The sequence below is a fragment of the Clostridium beijerinckii genome, assembly GCA_003129525.1.
GTDB classification, from domain to species: Bacteria; Bacillota; Clostridia; order Clostridiales; family Clostridiaceae; genus Clostridium; species Clostridium beijerinckii_D.
In genome coordinates this window covers 4,098,470-4,113,623 of the sequence record CP029329.1, presented here as the reverse complement: position 1 = coordinate 4,113,623, position 15,154 = coordinate 4,098,470, and the positions used below count along the sequence as shown (strand labels likewise).

Below are 15,154 nucleotides of genomic sequence, written 5' to 3'. Positions count from 1 at the left end.
TAAAAGCCTATAAAATCAAAATTAGGAAAGTTCAATACTAAAATTTGATAAGGGAAGTAAAACAATGTATTTAATAAAAATATATCTTACAAATGGGGTAATAATTGATTTTAAATGTGAACAATATGAAATATCAAAAAGCGGAACAACAGGTGAAGTATCAGGATATTGCTTTGAAAACGCTAATAAAAACATTGCATTTCTAAATAAAACAGAAATTATAGCAATTACAGGAGAAAAAACACAATCATAATTCTAAAAATGGATAATAGGGTATTTAAAAACATGTGATAATTAGGCCATAATAGTAGAGAATTATGAACGAATAGAATGTTGAGCGAATAATATAATATGTACAGGTTTATTAATAATTTTAAAGAGATCGCTAATGAAGAAGGTGCTCGAAATGGCTATTTCATTTAATCAAATTAAAATGAATATAACACGGGGATATTATAGATATATTGGTTCAGGTTCTGGTAGAAAAGTATTTGATATGGGAAATGGATATGTAATCAAAATGGCAAAAAATAAAGCAGGAATTGCGCAAAATAAGTGTGAGTATATAATTTCATCTAATGATCATTCCGATTTATTTGCAAAAGTTATACAGGCTTCAGAAAACTTCAAATTACTAATAATGCAAAAGGCAGAAAAAATATATAATATTTCATATATATTGAAATATTTCAATGTTAAAAATGAAAGGGAACTGTTTAATTCAAAAGAACTACAGAATATTGCAAGGAACTATAATTTATTATTGGCTGATTTAAAGAGGAATAGTAGCTGGGGAATTATTAATGGAAGACCCGTCATTGTTGATTATGGTTTTACAAGAGAAGTGAGCGAAATATATTATTAATTTTTATATATAAAGCAGGATATTATATTTTAATTTATTATATCCTGTTTTATTGCATAGTAACATTATAAAATAAACACAAAAATGTTATGATGAATATTTCATTTAAAATCAAAACTTAAGTAGTCGTGAATATTACTATAATCTAATGCATGGAATTAATCCATAATAATAAAATGTATAATATCCACTTTGTATTTATTTAGAAAGAGTAATAGCTATTTCTCCTTTACCAACTATTGCAATAACATCGCCATTTTTAATAACGCCTAAGTTTATAACTTCATCTACTGTATCAAATCTCTTATAGAATTTTTGATTACTATTAGAATCAATTATTATTAAACTTGTAACATTGTTTGGTGTTATAAGCTTAGCAGTAGCACTAAAGTCCTTGGCTTCAGAAATATTATAAGTACCTTGTTTATAAGAATCTGACGTGAAAATTGCTTGTGGCATTTCTGTAAAAGCAATTATGGACATTAAAAAAACTATTATAAATTTCCTCATTCTCATTTATGTACACCTCACTTTTTTATAGTTTGTTTAGCTTTGATAAAAATATGCATTTGAAGTCATATTAAAGAAGAAATTTATATGTAAATCATGTTTATTTTGGCTTTGCTGAAAAATAATTATGTTGATGGTTTTATGAAATAAGAAAAAAATAAATCACGTAAGTAATGTGGTTATTACTTACGTGATTTATTTTTTGTAATATGTTAGAAATCTTATTATATTGTGTAGTAGTAAAATAAAAAAAGTGATTTAAAAAATCTCATATTAAATCACTTTTTATAAAATAGTAAATTAATATATCAAATTTACTATTTTACTTCAAATGACTCACAATCTGTACATTCAATTTTTGTTGGATTTGCTTCATGTGTACCTACTTTAATTGATTGTAATGTACAATAATTTTTTTCTTGTGCATGATATTGGCATTTGTCAACTGAACATTTTATAGATGAATTTGCATCCATTTTAATCACTCCTTTTTTATTTCTTCTCTTATATTATGTGTCAATTTAATTTATATATGCTGGAATATTATGCACAAAAATATAGATTTTTGTAAAATGTCATAAGCATAGTATTAATTTTTTACGCATTATATAAAAGATAATATAAGTTGTAGTTTTAATTCTTCAGTAAATTAAGATATTGTTATCTAATTAATATAGACTATTTTTTTAACATATATATGTTATCTAATTAATATCCAAAGATTAAAATTAAAATTTATTTTTGAGATATAAAGAAATTTGATTCAATGATTCATCTGCCTTATCCGTAATCTTATCCATTGTAATAAATCCATGAGTAACACCATTAATTCTTATAACATCTACTTGAATTCCATTCTCCTTTAATTTATTTCCATAAGCTTCTCCTTCATCTCGAAGGGGATCAATTTCCGCTGTAATTATAAGAGTACTAGGTAAGTTGTTGAAATCATTAGCTAAAAGCGGAGATGCATATGGATTTTTTCTATCTTCTTTTCGTGGTACGTAAAATGAAATGTATTTTTCCATATTTTCTTTTGAAATATTGAAGTCATTAGAAAAATAAGACCAAGATTGAGTATTTAATTCATATATGTTTGTGGAAGGATATATTAATACCTGACAAGCAATTTGAGGACCATTTTTATCTCGTGCCATTAATGAAACTGCTGCTGAAAGATTTCCACCTGCACTATCTCCTACAAGTGCTATATGTTTTTTATCTCCATTTATACTTTCTGAATTTTTATAAGTCCATTGGAGTATATTGTATACATCATTAAGACCAGCAGGAAAAGGATTTTCTGGAGCAAGGCGATAGTCTACAGATATAACTATCGCATTTGTATTTTGAGAAAGCTTTCTACAAACACTGTCATGAGTATCAAGATTTCCTGCGATCCAGGTACCACCATGTGAATAAATAATTATAGGAAATATTTCTCCGTTTTCAGGTGTATATATTCTCACTGGTATTTTTCCGGAGTTCGCTTCTACAGTAATATTTTTAATGTTTGAAAATGGTATTGGTTCCTTAGATAACTTAGTAGACTCTCTATTTAAGTGTGGTCTAATTTGTTCTATTTGTTCATCATTTATTGATTGAGGATTAAGAATTTTATCTAATTGTAAGTTTAATGCAACATATGTATTAATTTTACCATTACTTGTTTCAGTTAAGCTTTTTATAATGAAAAATCCTGCTACAAAAAGTGTGAATATAAAAACTACTATAATGTTAATCTTCCTTTTCATATTATTTACCTCCTAAGTATGATGATTACACTTGCACGTTTATTTTATATACATACATCTTATAAAAATTGATTCCTAATATACCCTAAATTATGTATGCTTGTCTAAATGCGTTATTTACTTTCATAGTATTTGTTTTATTATTCTTAATATTCATGCACAAGTGCAAGTAGTAAATAAATTAGTGTTGTATTCGGCAGAAATGGCAATATTTTTCATATATTCATAAAACAATAGAATAAAAACATAATTTGATATTATTCATAAATTTATTTGTTGAATTTTATTTTATGAATATTTGTAAATTAAAAATGGTACAGTTTTTTTTATCATGAATATGATGGTATTGGAAAGGAGATGGTAAAAAAAAATGAATTTAGGAAGAGATAATTATTACAGGGACTTAAGAGATGTACAAGATGAATGCAAAAATTATATGTACTATCATATTATTTTAACAATGACAGATGGAAATAAACTTGATGGAATTATTGAAAATGTAGATGAAGATAAAATTACCATGTTAGTTGGTGAGGATGTAATGGAGAAAGAAAGTGAAAATCAATCTGATGAACAAAGACAATATCATAATTATGACCGTCCTAGAAGAAGATTCAGACGCTTTAGACGTAGATTTTTTCCACTTAATGAGTTAGCTGAATTAGCTTTATTAACGTACATTGCTCCACCACCATATCCTTACTATCCTTTTTATTAAGGAATACCTAAAGAGAGGTACAACAGTAGATGTTATTGAAAAAGTACCATTTAGTTAAAAATCACACTACTTAAACTTACATTATTACGTTGTGATTTTGTTGAAAAAGTGCTTTTCAGTGCCCTCCAACAGTATTGTTGGTTCTTATTAATAATCTCACTATTTTTAGACCTCGGAATAACTTCCAAGGTCTAAAATCTTATGTGTATAAGTTATACGATTATATTAGACTTGATACTATTCCCTCAATGGAAAAAGCACAGAATTTATACTTATATATTATTTAACTATATAACCCTGAACCTTTTGTACTCCATAACCATTTACTCTTCGTGAATATTGCCGGTCACTTTCGCCAGGTTCTCTTTTTATAAAGACATCTAATCTATTGTCTACACCAAAATATTTATCAGAGCCTTTATCATTAACAATAACTTGTCCATAATTTTCTAAATATAATTTAGTGTTTAGAGGTATTACGTTATTAGCTACACCACCAGGCGATAGGGGTTTATTTTGACAAGTAACTGCACCAGAGCTACTATTTTCAGATTCAAGAGATGTATAAAAAGTTAGTATAAACTCTTTCCATTCAGGTTTATCCATTTTCTCATTCATTTCCTTTAATAATTCTTTTTGCTTCATTTTTTCATATTGCAGTTTAATGGAATTTTCATCTAATTCAATTTCATCTTTATGTATAATTTTCATATCTTTATCTTTTACAACGTCTGTTGCTAAAGTATTTAATGGTTTTGATATGTTTAGAGTATAAGTATTAAATAAAAATGTAAGACTTAATAAGCATATTAGTCTCTTTACTTTTAGCATTTATAAACGTCCCTTCGTTAATGCTATTTAATGCCGTAATACATTTTATCAATAAATTACAATATATATGTAAAATATTCACAAAGAAATAGAATTAACATATTTATTTATAATAATTATTATGACCTAAAATGTTACTTAATATTCATATTTATGAAGTGAAAATCATTATATTGTACTTAAGCATATATTTTTTTATGACAGTAGATTGAAAAATATTGTGAGATGTTGCAATACTACAGAGCTGCTCAAAGTATTAGAAATTTTATTAGGATAAGTTTCGAATTTTACAAAAATATACAAAAATCAAAAATCACAACTATATGTTTGAAATGTGCTCAATGTCTTTTTGTTTGTTATTCACAAATTTATGTACAAAGGAATAACCTAATAATATAGTTATTTATTATTGGAGGTTATAAATGAGCTACTATGTTAAAGTAGAGCCTAATGTAAAAATTTATGTAGAAGATCTTAACGATGAAGGTAAAAAAACAATTTTGTTTTTACACGGTTGGCCTGGAAGCCATAAACTGTTTGAATATCAATTTGACCAGCTTTCGAAGATGGGATACAGATGCATCGGAATAGATACAAGAGGATTCGGCAATTCAGATAAGCCTTATAGTGGATACGATTATGATACATTGGCAGATGATGTTAGATCTGTTATTGGTACATTGGAATTACATGATATTACACTAGCTGGACATTCAACTGGAGGATCAATAGCCATTAGATACATGGCACGCCATAAAGGATATGGAGTATCAAAGCTCGCTCTTTTTGCTGCAGCGGCACCAAGTCTTATCAAGCGTCCTAATTTCCCTTATGGTGTAGATAAAGAAATTGTTCTGCAAATTATTGAAGGAACAAATACTGATCGTCCTAAAATGCTTCAGGGTTTTGGCGATATATTTTTCTATCAACATATAACTGAAGCTTTCAAAGAGTGGTTCTTCCAATTGGGATTACAGGCAGCAGGATGGTCAACTGCGGCTATTGCAAATACTTGGCTAAATGAAACATTGTCTTCTGATCTTGGAGCAATAAATGTTCCAACTTTGATTATTCATGGAATTCATGATAAAGTTGTACCATTTGAGCTAGGACAATTACAAGAACAAAATATTAAAAATTCAAAGCTTTTACCATTCGAATACAGCGGTCATGCATCTTTCTATGATCAACGTGAGAAATTTAACGAAGAATTAGTGAAATTTATTGAAAAATAAAGCTTTTGAAATGTAGAGTGTTTTAATAAAAGTATAAAATTAAATAATTAATTTAAATACCGCATTATTCAAAAGGATTTGCGGTATTTTACCATGCAAAATCTATAATTTCTATGAATGTACGATTATTATAAAAATATAGATTATCCTTATATCATTGTCAGATATTATGGAATATCATTATAATATACATAATGAAAGAAAATAATTAAAAGATGATTTTGACTTGGAAGGAGAAATTTAAAATGAGTTATATAGATTTGCATATGCACTCTATTTGTAGTGATGATGGGGAATTTAAGCCTCAAAAATTAGTTGATTTATGTTTAGAAAACAACATAAAATATTTTTCTATTGCAGACCATAATTGTATAAATGGAATAGAAGAAGCAAAAGAGTATTGTACTGGTAAAAGTATTGAGATTATTCCAGCAATTGAGTTAGACTGCACTATTGATAAAGTTAATTTGCATGTTTTGGGATATGGTATAGACTATCATAATCCAATTTTTCATGAAATTGAAGAAAATATTATATTACAAGAACAAGATGCATCAAAAAAACGTATGAAATTTATTCGCGAATTAGGTATAGACTTTTCTGATGAATTAATTGCTTCATTATCTAGGAATGGGGTAGTTAATGGTGAAATGATTGCTGAAGCTGCAATAGAATTTGATAAAAATCATAAAAATCCATTACTTATTCCATATTATGAGAATGGCTCAAGAAGTGATAATCCATATGTTAATTTTTATTGGGATTATTGTGCCCAAGGTAAGCTTGCTTATGTGGAAGTGAAATTTATAAGTTTGCAAGAAGCAATTAAAATTATTGAAGAAAGTGGTGGAATACCTGTTCTAGCACATCCGGGAAATAATATTAAAGAAAATGCACAATTATTAGAATCTGTTATTTCTAAAGGAATTAAGGGCATAGAAGTTTATAGCAGTTATCATAGCAAAGAACAAGTGTCATATTATAAGAAATTTGCTTTAAAGCATAAACTGCTTTTAACATGCGGAAGTGATTTTCATGGGAAAACTAAGCCTAGCATATCTATAGCAGGAACAGATTGCGAAGGGAACGAAGAGAATATTATATCAGAATTAAAATCTTTTCTATAGTCAATGGAAAAGTTTAATATTGCTGACTTGGTAAAAATTTATGAAAAATAATATAAGCGATCATATCTATCAAGGTATGGGCGTTTTAATATTTAAATTGGATAAATGATTAAAATAGAAGATTTATTAAATTGGATCAACTATAAAAGGTTTGAGTGATTATGATAAAACATTTTCGGGTTTTTATTAAAATGAGAAAAATATTGCAACTTTATTAAAAATATATTAAAATATGAAGGTAAAACTTAATATTTTAAAGATAAAATTTAAAAGTTCAGATGAAGATAGTGGGAGAGTAATGGCTATGGCTATTCACCGAAGAAGTAAATCTTTCAGGTACCTAATTAATTAGAGATGACCGCTATTGGATGAAACCTTGGAGAGACTCTTATATAGAGCACCGAAGGAGAAAGCTGCAAAGTGAAACTCTCAGGTAAAAGGACAGGGAAAGATAACATATCTTACAAAAGTAATATATCATTAATTACTTCATTTAGATCTTATCTATTCCCATTTGTATCTCCGATCACAAAATACTTATATAGTAAAAGGCGCTTTTTAAGTACATGCCTTTTAACTAAGATGGAGGGATAAAATGGAACAATCAACATCAAAAAATCAAAACTTATCAAGAGGACTAAAAAATCGGCATGTCCAATTACTCGCAATTGGAGGTGCAATTGGCACTGGATTATTCCTTGGTTCGGGCAGGTCTATTCATTTGGCTGGTCCATCTATTTTATTTGCCTATATGATAACAGGGATAATTTGCTTTTTTATTATGCGTGCCCTTGGGGAATTATTACTTTCTAATTTAAATTATCATTCATTTGTAGACTTTGTATATGATTATTTTGGAGAAAGAGCAGCATTTATTACTGGATGGACCTATTGGTTCTGCTGGATTTCACTTGCTATGGCTGACTTAACGGCAGCTGGGCTTTATGTACAATACTGGTTTCCCAATATAGCTCAATGGGTTCCGAGCCTTATAGCTCTTGTAATTTTATTAATCATGAATCTTACCACAGTAAAGTTATTTGGTGAAATGGAATTTTGGTTTGCTTTAATTAAAGTTGTTGCAATTATGGCACTAATTATAATTGGTACATTTATGATTATTAAAGGATTTTCTACAGATGCTGGTGCATCTAGTTTTACAAACCTTTGGAGTCATGGTGGCTGGTTCCCAAATGGGGCAAGCGGTTTTATTCTTTCATTCCAAATGGTTGTATTTGCTTTTACAGGAATTGAATTAGTCGGTTTAACAGCTGGTGAAACTGAAGATCCAGAACGTGTTATTCCAAAGGCTATTAACAATATTCCAATTAGAATTATTATTTTCTATATTGGAGCACTACTTGTTATTATGAGTATATATCCATGGAATTCAATTAATCCAGAAAAAAGCCCATTTGTGCAGGTATTTGCTACAGTGGGAATTGCAGCAGCAGCAAGTATTGTAAATTTCGTTGTATTAACATCAGCTGCATCTGCTTGTAACAGCGGTATCTTTAGCACAAGCCGTATGGTTTATTCTCTTGCTAAAGAAAATAATGCACCTGAATCAATGAAAAAATTAACTTCAAATCAAGTACCTGCTAATGCTACAATGCTATCGGCAACAGTTATTTTGATTTCAGTTATTTTAAACTTTATTATGCCAGAAGGGGTATTTGTACTTATTACAAGTATCTCAACATTTTGCTTTATCTTCATTTGGGCAATTATAGTTATTTGCCATTTGAAATATCGCAAAACTAATCCTGAACTTGCAGCTTCGAGCAAATTTAAAATGCCATTTTACCCAATCATTAATTATATAATTCTAGCATTTCTGGGTTTTGTTATAGTTACATTGGCACTTAATAATGAAACTCGTGTAGCCCTATTTGTAACACCAGTATGGTTTATAATGCTTGGGGGTATTTATAAAATAATTAAGTCAAAAAAGAAAAATGAAGAAAATATTGAAGAAAATTTTGCACAGGTTTAAACTTGATGTATATTTAATTTAATACTGCACATAATAATACCTGAAAGAGGTGATTGTCATGGGAAACGATTTTGAAGATGATTATTGGGGATTACTCCAAAAATAACTTTTAAATCCCCATAATTACACTTATTTTCACATGAAACCAGGGTTTAAGAATAAGCCCTGGTTTTATTTATGCCTGTAATTATCGCTGGGAGTGGGAGTATCAATGCAACGAATATAATGGCTTAACTGTAAAGGTTAAGCCATTAATGTTTTTGTAATCATTTAACATATTCATAATAAGGTAGTTTAATTAATATAAGGAAATATTTCATATAAGTTGACAGAGTGAAATGAAAAAGTGGTTAATAAATATATGTGAATTTAATGCTAACTTAATCCTAATGCCTTTCTCTTTCCAAGTATATGAGCTTCAATATTATTAGCTACTTCAATAGGATCATCACCTAATGCTATATTACCACCGGTTACATCTTTAGCCTTTTCAGTTAAAAGTTCTACTAGTTTTGGTGCTCCTGTCATAAAAGGTGTAGGAGATAAATGAGTATATGTACCATAAGCTAATGCAAAAATTCCATCTATAGTTGCCTTTTGTTCCATCCATTCTGGGGCAGTAACAGCTATTGGAAGATCAGATACATCAACATCTAAATGATCTGCAAGGGCAGTAACAAGCATAGATATTCTTCCTGTATCTGTACAAGTTCCAAAGCTTAATACTGGAGGGATTTTTAGCATATTACATACTTCTTTAAGACCTTCTCCAGCCATTTCATTAGCAGCTTCAACTGTACATAATCCTGCAACTTCAAGGGCATGATTTCCGCAGCCACCACTTACAACTAATATATCTTTTTTTATTAGTTCTTTTGTAAGGTTTATTGTAACCCAATCTTGAGGACCATTTCTGAGTGTTGAACAGTTTGCAAGTGCTACAATACCTTTGATTTTTCCAGCAGATAGTACATCTACTAGTGGTTCAAGTTTATTTCCAAGAGCACCTAAAACAGCCTCTGTGGAAAATCCAGCCATAGCTTTTTGTATTTTCTTTGGAACTAAAGGTACAATTTTTCTTTCTTTTCTCTTCTTAAAGTTTTCTATTCCAAGCTCAATTAATTTATCAGCCATTTTATCAACTTCTGAAGGCTCATAAGGAATTTTATATTTAAGACCTGGTAAATCAATTATGGTACTTACAGATACCAAAGTTATTTGATATTTCTCAGCATACATATCTATAGCAGGAGGAGAGCAGTTTTCTTCCATTGCAAAGACATCAACAGTTCCAGTAGCTAATAGAGGTTCTATAGTAATCCAGTTTCCCATATGACCTACGAAAACTTCATCCATTTCAAATCTTTGAAGTAATTCTTGACCTGTTTCAATGGAACCAACTATTCTAAGACCTTTTGCACCTGCAGCTCTTGCCATTGCTTGAACTTCTGGTGTTCGTGCTCTTAATAATGTTGCAACTCCAGGCCAAGGTTGATGTCCATTAAAGACTAGATTCACGTAATCTGGGTCCATAATTCCTAAATCCATATTAACCTCATGTGGAGTTGGAGTTCCAAATAATATATCTTGAACCATTTCAAGCCCTATTTGAGTATTGTAAATTGTAGCTATACCAAGTCTAAGTGCTTTCATAGCCATGGAAACATGGCTTCCATCTACATTAGTAAGACAACTAGCTACACAATTTTGTTCCTCATGGATAGTTCCAGCAGGATATATATTTAACTTTTTCCATAACTCCTTTCTTTTTCTTGGAGCAAAGGCTTCAACCATAATATTTTCGCTTTCTACACCAATATGTTGTTGTGATTCAAGAAATGTTGCTAATTGGATTGCCATTTGATTAGTTTCTTGAGTGTTGTTTATACCTACTTTTTCACACATCCACTTAAGTTTATTTACATCAGTAATTTTAAATGGAGTCTTTCCTTCACCAGTAGCTTTTAATGTTCTGAAAGCTTCATAAGCATGATGACTGTATGTACCAGCCCCCATTATATTCTTTTGAAGAAAGTTTCTCATTGCCATAGCATCTGCATCTATTCCGCATACACCTTTGTCTTGACCAGTTTTTTCATTTATTCTACAAGGTCCATTTGAACATAGTTGGCAACTTAATCCTTGGAGACAAAAGCCACATCTTATTTTTTCTTGTTGAGCATATCTATCAAATACATTAGACATTCCATCTTCTCTTATTCTTTTTAGCATTTCCTCAACAGAATCATGATAGCTCACTCTTCCTTCTGGTATTTTTAATTTAGTTTCACTCATAAAATTTTCACTCCTTTAATTTCTTCAACACTAACTTTTACCATAATTAAATTAAATATTCACAATAATTAATATTATTTTATATATTACATTTTTCATAATTTAGTAGTATAAATATAACAATGTTGTTATATTAAAATTTAAAAATACTATAGAGTGAGTTAACATAATAGGTAAGGTATAGGGAGAGAATTATTTTTTATTTCAATTATATGAGAAATGAATGTAACAATATTTTTATGTACAATAATATAATAAATAAATAAAGTACTAAAAATACGATACAAAGGGAAAATATCTAAAGTTATCTAATACAAGCTATCAATGCTACTTTTGTTAACAATTTAATAGATTATAATTTTAAATAATGGTTAATATACTACTGCCGGCAATAATAAATAATAAATATTTTGAGGAGGTCGATTTATATGTCATCAAATAATAGTGGAAGTAACAGAACTTTAGTACCAGAGGCAAGACAAGGTTTAAACAGATTAAAAACTGAAGTTGCATCTGAAGTTGGATTAAGCGATTATGAAAATCAAGATAAAGGAAACCTTTCTTCAAGACAAAATGGAAGTGTTGGTGGTAATATGGTTAAACATATGATTGAAAGCTACGAACAAGGACTTAAATAATAAATACATAAATAATAATAAATGCACTAAGCATAGTCTTAGTGCATTTAAGATTCATGTTTAGAGGAATGTTAGTAGTTGAAATCTAATATTAAAAATAATTAATATAAAAATCTTATTTATTAGAAAAATCAATTTACCATAAATTTATTATATAATATACAGAAATTATATATTTTTTTATGAGTCTAGGTGTGTTTTATTGTAAAAGAACATTCATGATGTGGGTGTTTTTTTGTTTTACTGAAAGGTACTATTCAATTAAATCTATTAGAGGTTTGAAAAAGTTTGAGTATGAAAATATAAAGGGATGGTGAAAAGCTATGACTCCAAGAGAACTAGCAGATATAACTATAGAAGATATAATTATACGAAGATTAAAAGCTGAAAATGATTTTTATGGATATAAAACAGAAAGAAATATCAAGAGAAGAAAGAATTCAAGTATGAGTTTAGGCGGGTGCAGATGGTAGTACTTAAGATGTGAAGTTAGAAAAACTAATTTATTCACTTTCTTATCAGAGTGTATTAATAGAAATAATTAATAAACTTAAGCATTGCATATAATATTTATTAAATTCTGGGCATATTAATAATGCCGTATAAGAAACAAACAAAGGAGGATAAATATGAGAAGTGCAACTATGACTAATTCAGCAAAGCAAAAGTTAGAACATAAAGGTAATAATGCATTAATAACAAATTCCACATCTGAAACCTTCATTGTATATGGTCCTAGGAGAGAAACGGATGGAGGAAACTATGACAATTCATGGTATGTTCTTCATAAAGGTGAAGTTATCCCTAAAAATTGGCAATGCGATGGGTTATTTATACCAAAAGATAGAACTTTTATACAAAGAAATGGCGAAACTATAAAAGGACCAGTAGCTGTAAAGTATGGTAGTTTGACACCTGTCACAATAACACAAGATGGAGATAATTACGCAGAAAAGGATAATCATAATGAGGGAGTATTTCATTCATCTGAAATAGATTGGGATATACCAGACTTTAGTGCTGAATATTGCCAACATATAAGCATGGCAAAGTATCAAATTTCATAAGTGCTTGTTTAAAATTACTCTTGATAAAATGGGAAATCCACGGATTATATGTGATATAATCCGTGGATTTTTATAATACGACTGTTTTTATCATATAAATGTATGTTTTACATAGATTTGTTTATATTAAATATATTGTCTGATATTTTAGAAATTAGAAGTATACAGGAGGGAGATTGCATTGAGAATGATTTTAATAAAAAATGGAATTTTATATGATCTAAAAAATGATATATATAATAAGAAAGACATAGCAATAAGGGATGGTAAAATAACAGAAATATCTGAGTGTATATCAGAACAGTATGAAGATGCAGAAATTATCGATTTAAACGAGAAACTTGTATTTCCTGGATTTATTGATTGTCACACACATCTTGGTATTATTGAAGAATGTACTGGAAAGATTGGTTCTGATAATAATGAAACTTCAGATCCAGTTACTCCTCATTTAAATGGTATAGATGGCATTAATCCATTTGATATATCATTTAAGGATGCTATAAGATCTGGTATCACTTGCGTTATGAGTGGACCCGGAAGTAATAATGTAGTTGGAGGAAGAAATGTTGCCATAAAAACTTGTGGAACAATTATTGATAAAATGATAGTAAAGAATCCAGCAGGTTTCAAAATTTCTCTTGGAGAAAATCCCTTAGCTACTTATGGGATTAATGATAAATGTCCAGTAACAAGAATGGGAAGTGCAGCACTAATAAGAGAGTTATTCATGAGAACAGAGGACTACATAGTTCGTAAAGAAAATAAAAAGATTGAAGAAAGAGATATAAGATTAGAAGCAGTTATCCCTTTGTTAAAAGGTGAAATTCCATTACGAGTTCATGCTCATAGAGCAGATGATATAGTTACAGCTGTACGAATTGCCGAAGAATTTAATATTAGTAAAATGGTTATTGAACATGGTACTGAGGCACATTTAGTAAAATCTTATTTAAGAGAAAAAAATATTCCTGTAGCATATGGGCCACTTCTTACTCCTAGAATAAAAATGGAATTAAAGGCTAGAAATTATGCATCTATTGTGGAATTATTTGAAGCTGGTGTTAAAACTGCACTTATAACAGATCATCCTTATAATTCAATAGATTGTTTAAGGACAGTTGCGGCTATTGCTATGGCTCAAGGGCTGTCATTTAAAGATGCAATAAAATCTATTACAATAAACCCTTCAGAAATACTAAATTGCCAAGAGAGAATAGGTAAATTAGAAGTTGGCTACGATGCAGATATTGTAGTATATGATGGTAATCCACTTGAAATAAAATCTAAAGTTGAGCTTACAATAATAAATGGTGAAATAGTATTTAAAAGAAATTAAATTTGCAATTGATTACAATAAGAGAAAAAGTAAAGTGGAAAAAGATTATATTAAAAAATATACATGTAAATATTATTGCATAATTAAAAATCATAATTGGAAGAATACATTTTATTGAAAAGACAGGAGGTGAAACTATGGAACAAAAATATCTATCACCAAATGAAACAATGCAAGTACACGAAATGTTAAATCTAAAAACTGTTTGTATGACTACATCTAAAATGATGGAGGGCGTGGTTTTTGATCAAGATCTTAAAGCATTATTAGAAAAGGATGTACAACAATCTATTATAGATATAAGTGGCTTACAACAGCTACTAAAAAAAGCTCCTAAGATGAATGAAACATTTAAAAGCTAGATAATTATTAAAGGTAGTATAAAGAATACAAAGGAGGCAAATTGTATGATTAAAGATTATTTAGAAATAAGAAATGCAGAAGGAATGCCTAAACTTGTTGATGCAACTATGTCACTTGGTTTCTTATTGAATGCCAAAAGTGCAGTAAGAAATTGTGCAATTGCATTAACAGAAGTAGCAACACCAGAAGTGAGAACTTTTATGCAAAAGCAATTAGATGATGCAATTAATATGCATGAGGAGATATCTAATCTTATGATAAATAAAGGGTGGTTCCATCCTATTAATCTAGATAAACAATTTCAAATGGATATAGAATCATCTGAAACAGCAGTTCAGATTGCCAGTTTAGATTTATTCCCTGGTGATACTAGCAGAATTGGCACTTTTGCAACACCAGAAAAATAATTAAGGAGG

Annotated in this window: 16 protein-coding genes and 1 riboswitch; of the genes, 11 read left to right on the top strand and 5 right to left on the bottom strand. The window is 29.2% G+C overall.

What is annotated here, in order from left to right; all coding sequences use genetic code 11:
- The first annotated feature begins 64 nt into the window (after positions 1 to 64).
- Positions 65 to 253 (top strand): hypothetical protein, encoded by a 189-nt coding sequence (locus DIC82_18560; GenBank protein ID AWK52874.1) that lies wholly within the window; start codon positions 65 to 67, stop codon positions 251 to 253.
- Positions 254 to 406: 153 nt separating this feature from the next.
- A complete protein-coding gene (locus DIC82_18555) occupies positions 407 to 865 on the top strand; it encodes a hypothetical protein (protein AWK52873.1) in 459 nt (152 codons plus the stop codon).
- 198 nt (positions 866 to 1,063) lie between these two features.
- On the opposite strand, the gene DIC82_18550 is transcribed toward DIC82_18555, so the two are convergent.
- The 3 genes from DIC82_18550 to DIC82_18540 all read right to left on the bottom strand — a co-directional run bounded on the left by DIC82_18550 (position 1,064) and on the right by DIC82_18540 (position 3,129).
- A complete protein-coding gene (locus tag DIC82_18550; GenBank protein ID AWK52872.1) occupies positions 1,064 to 1,381 on the bottom strand; it encodes a hypothetical protein in 318 nt (105 codons plus the stop codon).
- Positions 1,382 to 1,692: 311 nt separating this feature from the next.
- Entirely contained in the window at positions 1,693 to 1,851 is a 159-nt protein-coding gene (locus DIC82_18545; protein AWK52871.1) for a DUF1540 domain-containing protein, read from the bottom strand.
- A 252-nt stretch (positions 1,852 to 2,103) separates the two neighbouring features.
- Positions 2,104 to 3,129: an alpha/beta hydrolase gene (locus DIC82_18540; GenBank protein ID AWK52870.1), complete on the bottom strand. Its 1,026-nt coding sequence runs from the start codon at positions 3,127 to 3,129 to the stop codon at positions 2,104 to 2,106.
- Positions 3,130 to 3,499: 370 nt separating this feature from the next.
- On the opposite strand from DIC82_18540, the gene DIC82_18535 reads away from it, so the two are divergent.
- Complete coding sequence (locus DIC82_18535; protein AWK52869.1) at positions 3,500 to 3,847, top strand: hypothetical protein; 348 nt, start codon at positions 3,500 to 3,502, stop codon at positions 3,845 to 3,847.
- A 279-nt stretch (positions 3,848 to 4,126) separates the two neighbouring features.
- Here the strand turns inward: DIC82_18535 and DIC82_18530 are convergent, their stop codons facing one another.
- The gene (locus DIC82_18530; protein AWK52868.1) at positions 4,127 to 4,678 is read right to left on the bottom strand and encodes a hypothetical protein; all 552 of its coding nucleotides are present in this window, start codon (positions 4,676 to 4,678) and stop codon (positions 4,127 to 4,129) included.
- A gap of 422 nt (positions 4,679 to 5,100) precedes the next feature.
- On the opposite strand from DIC82_18530, the gene DIC82_18525 reads away from it, so the two are divergent.
- The 3 genes from DIC82_18525 (at position 5,101) to DIC82_18515 (ending at position 9,036) form a co-directional block, all read left to right on the top strand.
- The gene (locus DIC82_18525; protein ID AWK52867.1) at positions 5,101 to 5,913 is read left to right on the top strand and encodes an alpha/beta hydrolase; all 813 of its coding nucleotides are present in this window, start codon (positions 5,101 to 5,103) and stop codon (positions 5,911 to 5,913) included.
- Between the two features lie 245 nt (positions 5,914 to 6,158).
- Positions 6,159 to 7,040: a phosphatase gene (locus DIC82_18520; GenBank protein ID AWK52866.1), complete on the top strand. Its 882-nt coding sequence runs from the start codon at positions 6,159 to 6,161 to the stop codon at positions 7,038 to 7,040.
- Positions 7,041 to 7,406: 366 nt separating this feature from the next.
- A riboswitch (glycine riboswitch) is annotated at positions 7,407 to 7,495 on the top strand.
- A gap of 140 nt (positions 7,496 to 7,635) precedes the next feature.
- On the top strand, positions 7,636 to 9,036 hold the full coding sequence (locus DIC82_18515) for an amino acid permease (GenBank protein ID AWK52865.1): 1,401 nt from the start codon (positions 7,636 to 7,638) through the stop codon (positions 9,034 to 9,036).
- Positions 9,037 to 9,411: 375 nt separating this feature from the next.
- Here DIC82_18515 and cooS read toward each other — a convergent pair whose 3' ends face one another.
- Positions 9,412 to 11,331: a carbon-monoxide dehydrogenase catalytic subunit gene (gene cooS / locus DIC82_18510; GenBank protein AWK52864.1), complete on the bottom strand. Its 1,920-nt coding sequence runs from the start codon at positions 11,329 to 11,331 to the stop codon at positions 9,412 to 9,414.
- Positions 11,332 to 11,759: 428 nt separating this feature from the next.
- On the opposite strand from cooS, the gene DIC82_18505 reads away from it, so the two are divergent.
- The 5 genes from DIC82_18505 (at position 11,760) to DIC82_18485 (ending at position 15,145) form a co-directional block, all read left to right on the top strand.
- Positions 11,760 to 11,969, top strand: coding sequence for an acid-soluble spore protein (locus DIC82_18505; protein ID AWK52863.1), 210 nt, complete (start codon positions 11,760 to 11,762; stop codon positions 11,967 to 11,969).
- Positions 11,970 to 12,598: 629 nt separating this feature from the next.
- Entirely contained in the window at positions 12,599 to 13,036 is a 438-nt protein-coding gene (locus DIC82_18500) for a hypothetical protein (GenBank protein AWK52862.1), read from the top strand.
- Positions 13,037 to 13,223: 187 nt separating this feature from the next.
- Positions 13,224 to 14,375, top strand: coding sequence for an amidohydrolase (locus DIC82_18495; protein AWK53132.1), 1,152 nt, complete (start codon positions 13,224 to 13,226; stop codon positions 14,373 to 14,375).
- A 137-nt stretch (positions 14,376 to 14,512) separates the two neighbouring features.
- Complete coding sequence (locus DIC82_18490; protein ID AWK52861.1) at positions 14,513 to 14,737, top strand: spore coat protein; 225 nt, start codon at positions 14,513 to 14,515, stop codon at positions 14,735 to 14,737.
- 45 nt (positions 14,738 to 14,782) lie between these two features.
- The gene (locus DIC82_18485; GenBank protein AWK52860.1) at positions 14,783 to 15,145 is read left to right on the top strand and encodes a spore coat protein; all 363 of its coding nucleotides are present in this window, start codon (positions 14,783 to 14,785) and stop codon (positions 15,143 to 15,145) included.
- Positions 15,146 to 15,154 lie beyond the last annotated feature (9 nt).

Excerpts from the sequence above, each read along its gene's own strand:
- DIC82_18495 (AWK53132.1), top strand. The coding sequence starts at position 13,224 with ATGATTTTAATAAAAAATGGAATTTTATATGATCTAAAAAATGATATA.
- DIC82_18485 (AWK52860.1), top strand. The coding sequence starts at position 14,783 with ATGATTAAAGATTATTTAGAAATAAGAAATGCAGAAGGAATGCCTAAA.
- DIC82_18530 (AWK52868.1), bottom strand. The coding sequence starts at position 4,678 with ATGCTAAAAGTAAAGAGACTAATATGCTTATTAAGTCTTACATTTTTA.
- DIC82_18505 (AWK52863.1), top strand. The coding sequence starts at position 11,760 with ATGTCATCAAATAATAGTGGAAGTAACAGAACTTTAGTACCAGAGGCA.
- DIC82_18520 (AWK52866.1), top strand. The coding sequence starts at position 6,159 with ATGAGTTATATAGATTTGCATATGCACTCTATTTGTAGTGATGATGGG.
- DIC82_18490 (AWK52861.1), top strand. The coding sequence starts at position 14,513 with ATGGAACAAAAATATCTATCACCAAATGAAACAATGCAAGTACACGAA.
- DIC82_18500 (AWK52862.1), top strand. The coding sequence starts at position 12,599 with ATGAGAAGTGCAACTATGACTAATTCAGCAAAGCAAAAGTTAGAACAT.
- DIC82_18545 (AWK52871.1), bottom strand. The coding sequence starts at position 1,851 with ATGGATGCAAATTCATCTATAAAATGTTCAGTTGACAAATGCCAATAT.
- DIC82_18535 (AWK52869.1), top strand. The coding sequence starts at position 3,500 with ATGAATTTAGGAAGAGATAATTATTACAGGGACTTAAGAGATGTACAA.
- DIC82_18560 (AWK52874.1), top strand. The coding sequence starts at position 65 with ATGTATTTAATAAAAATATATCTTACAAATGGGGTAATAATTGATTTT.
- DIC82_18540 (AWK52870.1), bottom strand. The coding sequence starts at position 3,129 with ATGAAAAGGAAGATTAACATTATAGTAGTTTTTATATTCACACTTTTT.
- DIC82_18515 (AWK52865.1), top strand. The coding sequence starts at position 7,636 with ATGGAACAATCAACATCAAAAAATCAAAACTTATCAAGAGGACTAAAA.
- DIC82_18555 (AWK52873.1), top strand. The coding sequence starts at position 407 with ATGGCTATTTCATTTAATCAAATTAAAATGAATATAACACGGGGATAT.
- cooS (AWK52864.1), bottom strand. The coding sequence starts at position 11,331 with ATGAGTGAAACTAAATTAAAAATACCAGAAGGAAGAGTGAGCTATCAT.
- DIC82_18550 (AWK52872.1), bottom strand. The coding sequence starts at position 1,381 with ATGAGAATGAGGAAATTTATAATAGTTTTTTTAATGTCCATAATTGCT.
- DIC82_18525 (AWK52867.1), top strand. The coding sequence starts at position 5,101 with ATGAGCTACTATGTTAAAGTAGAGCCTAATGTAAAAATTTATGTAGAA.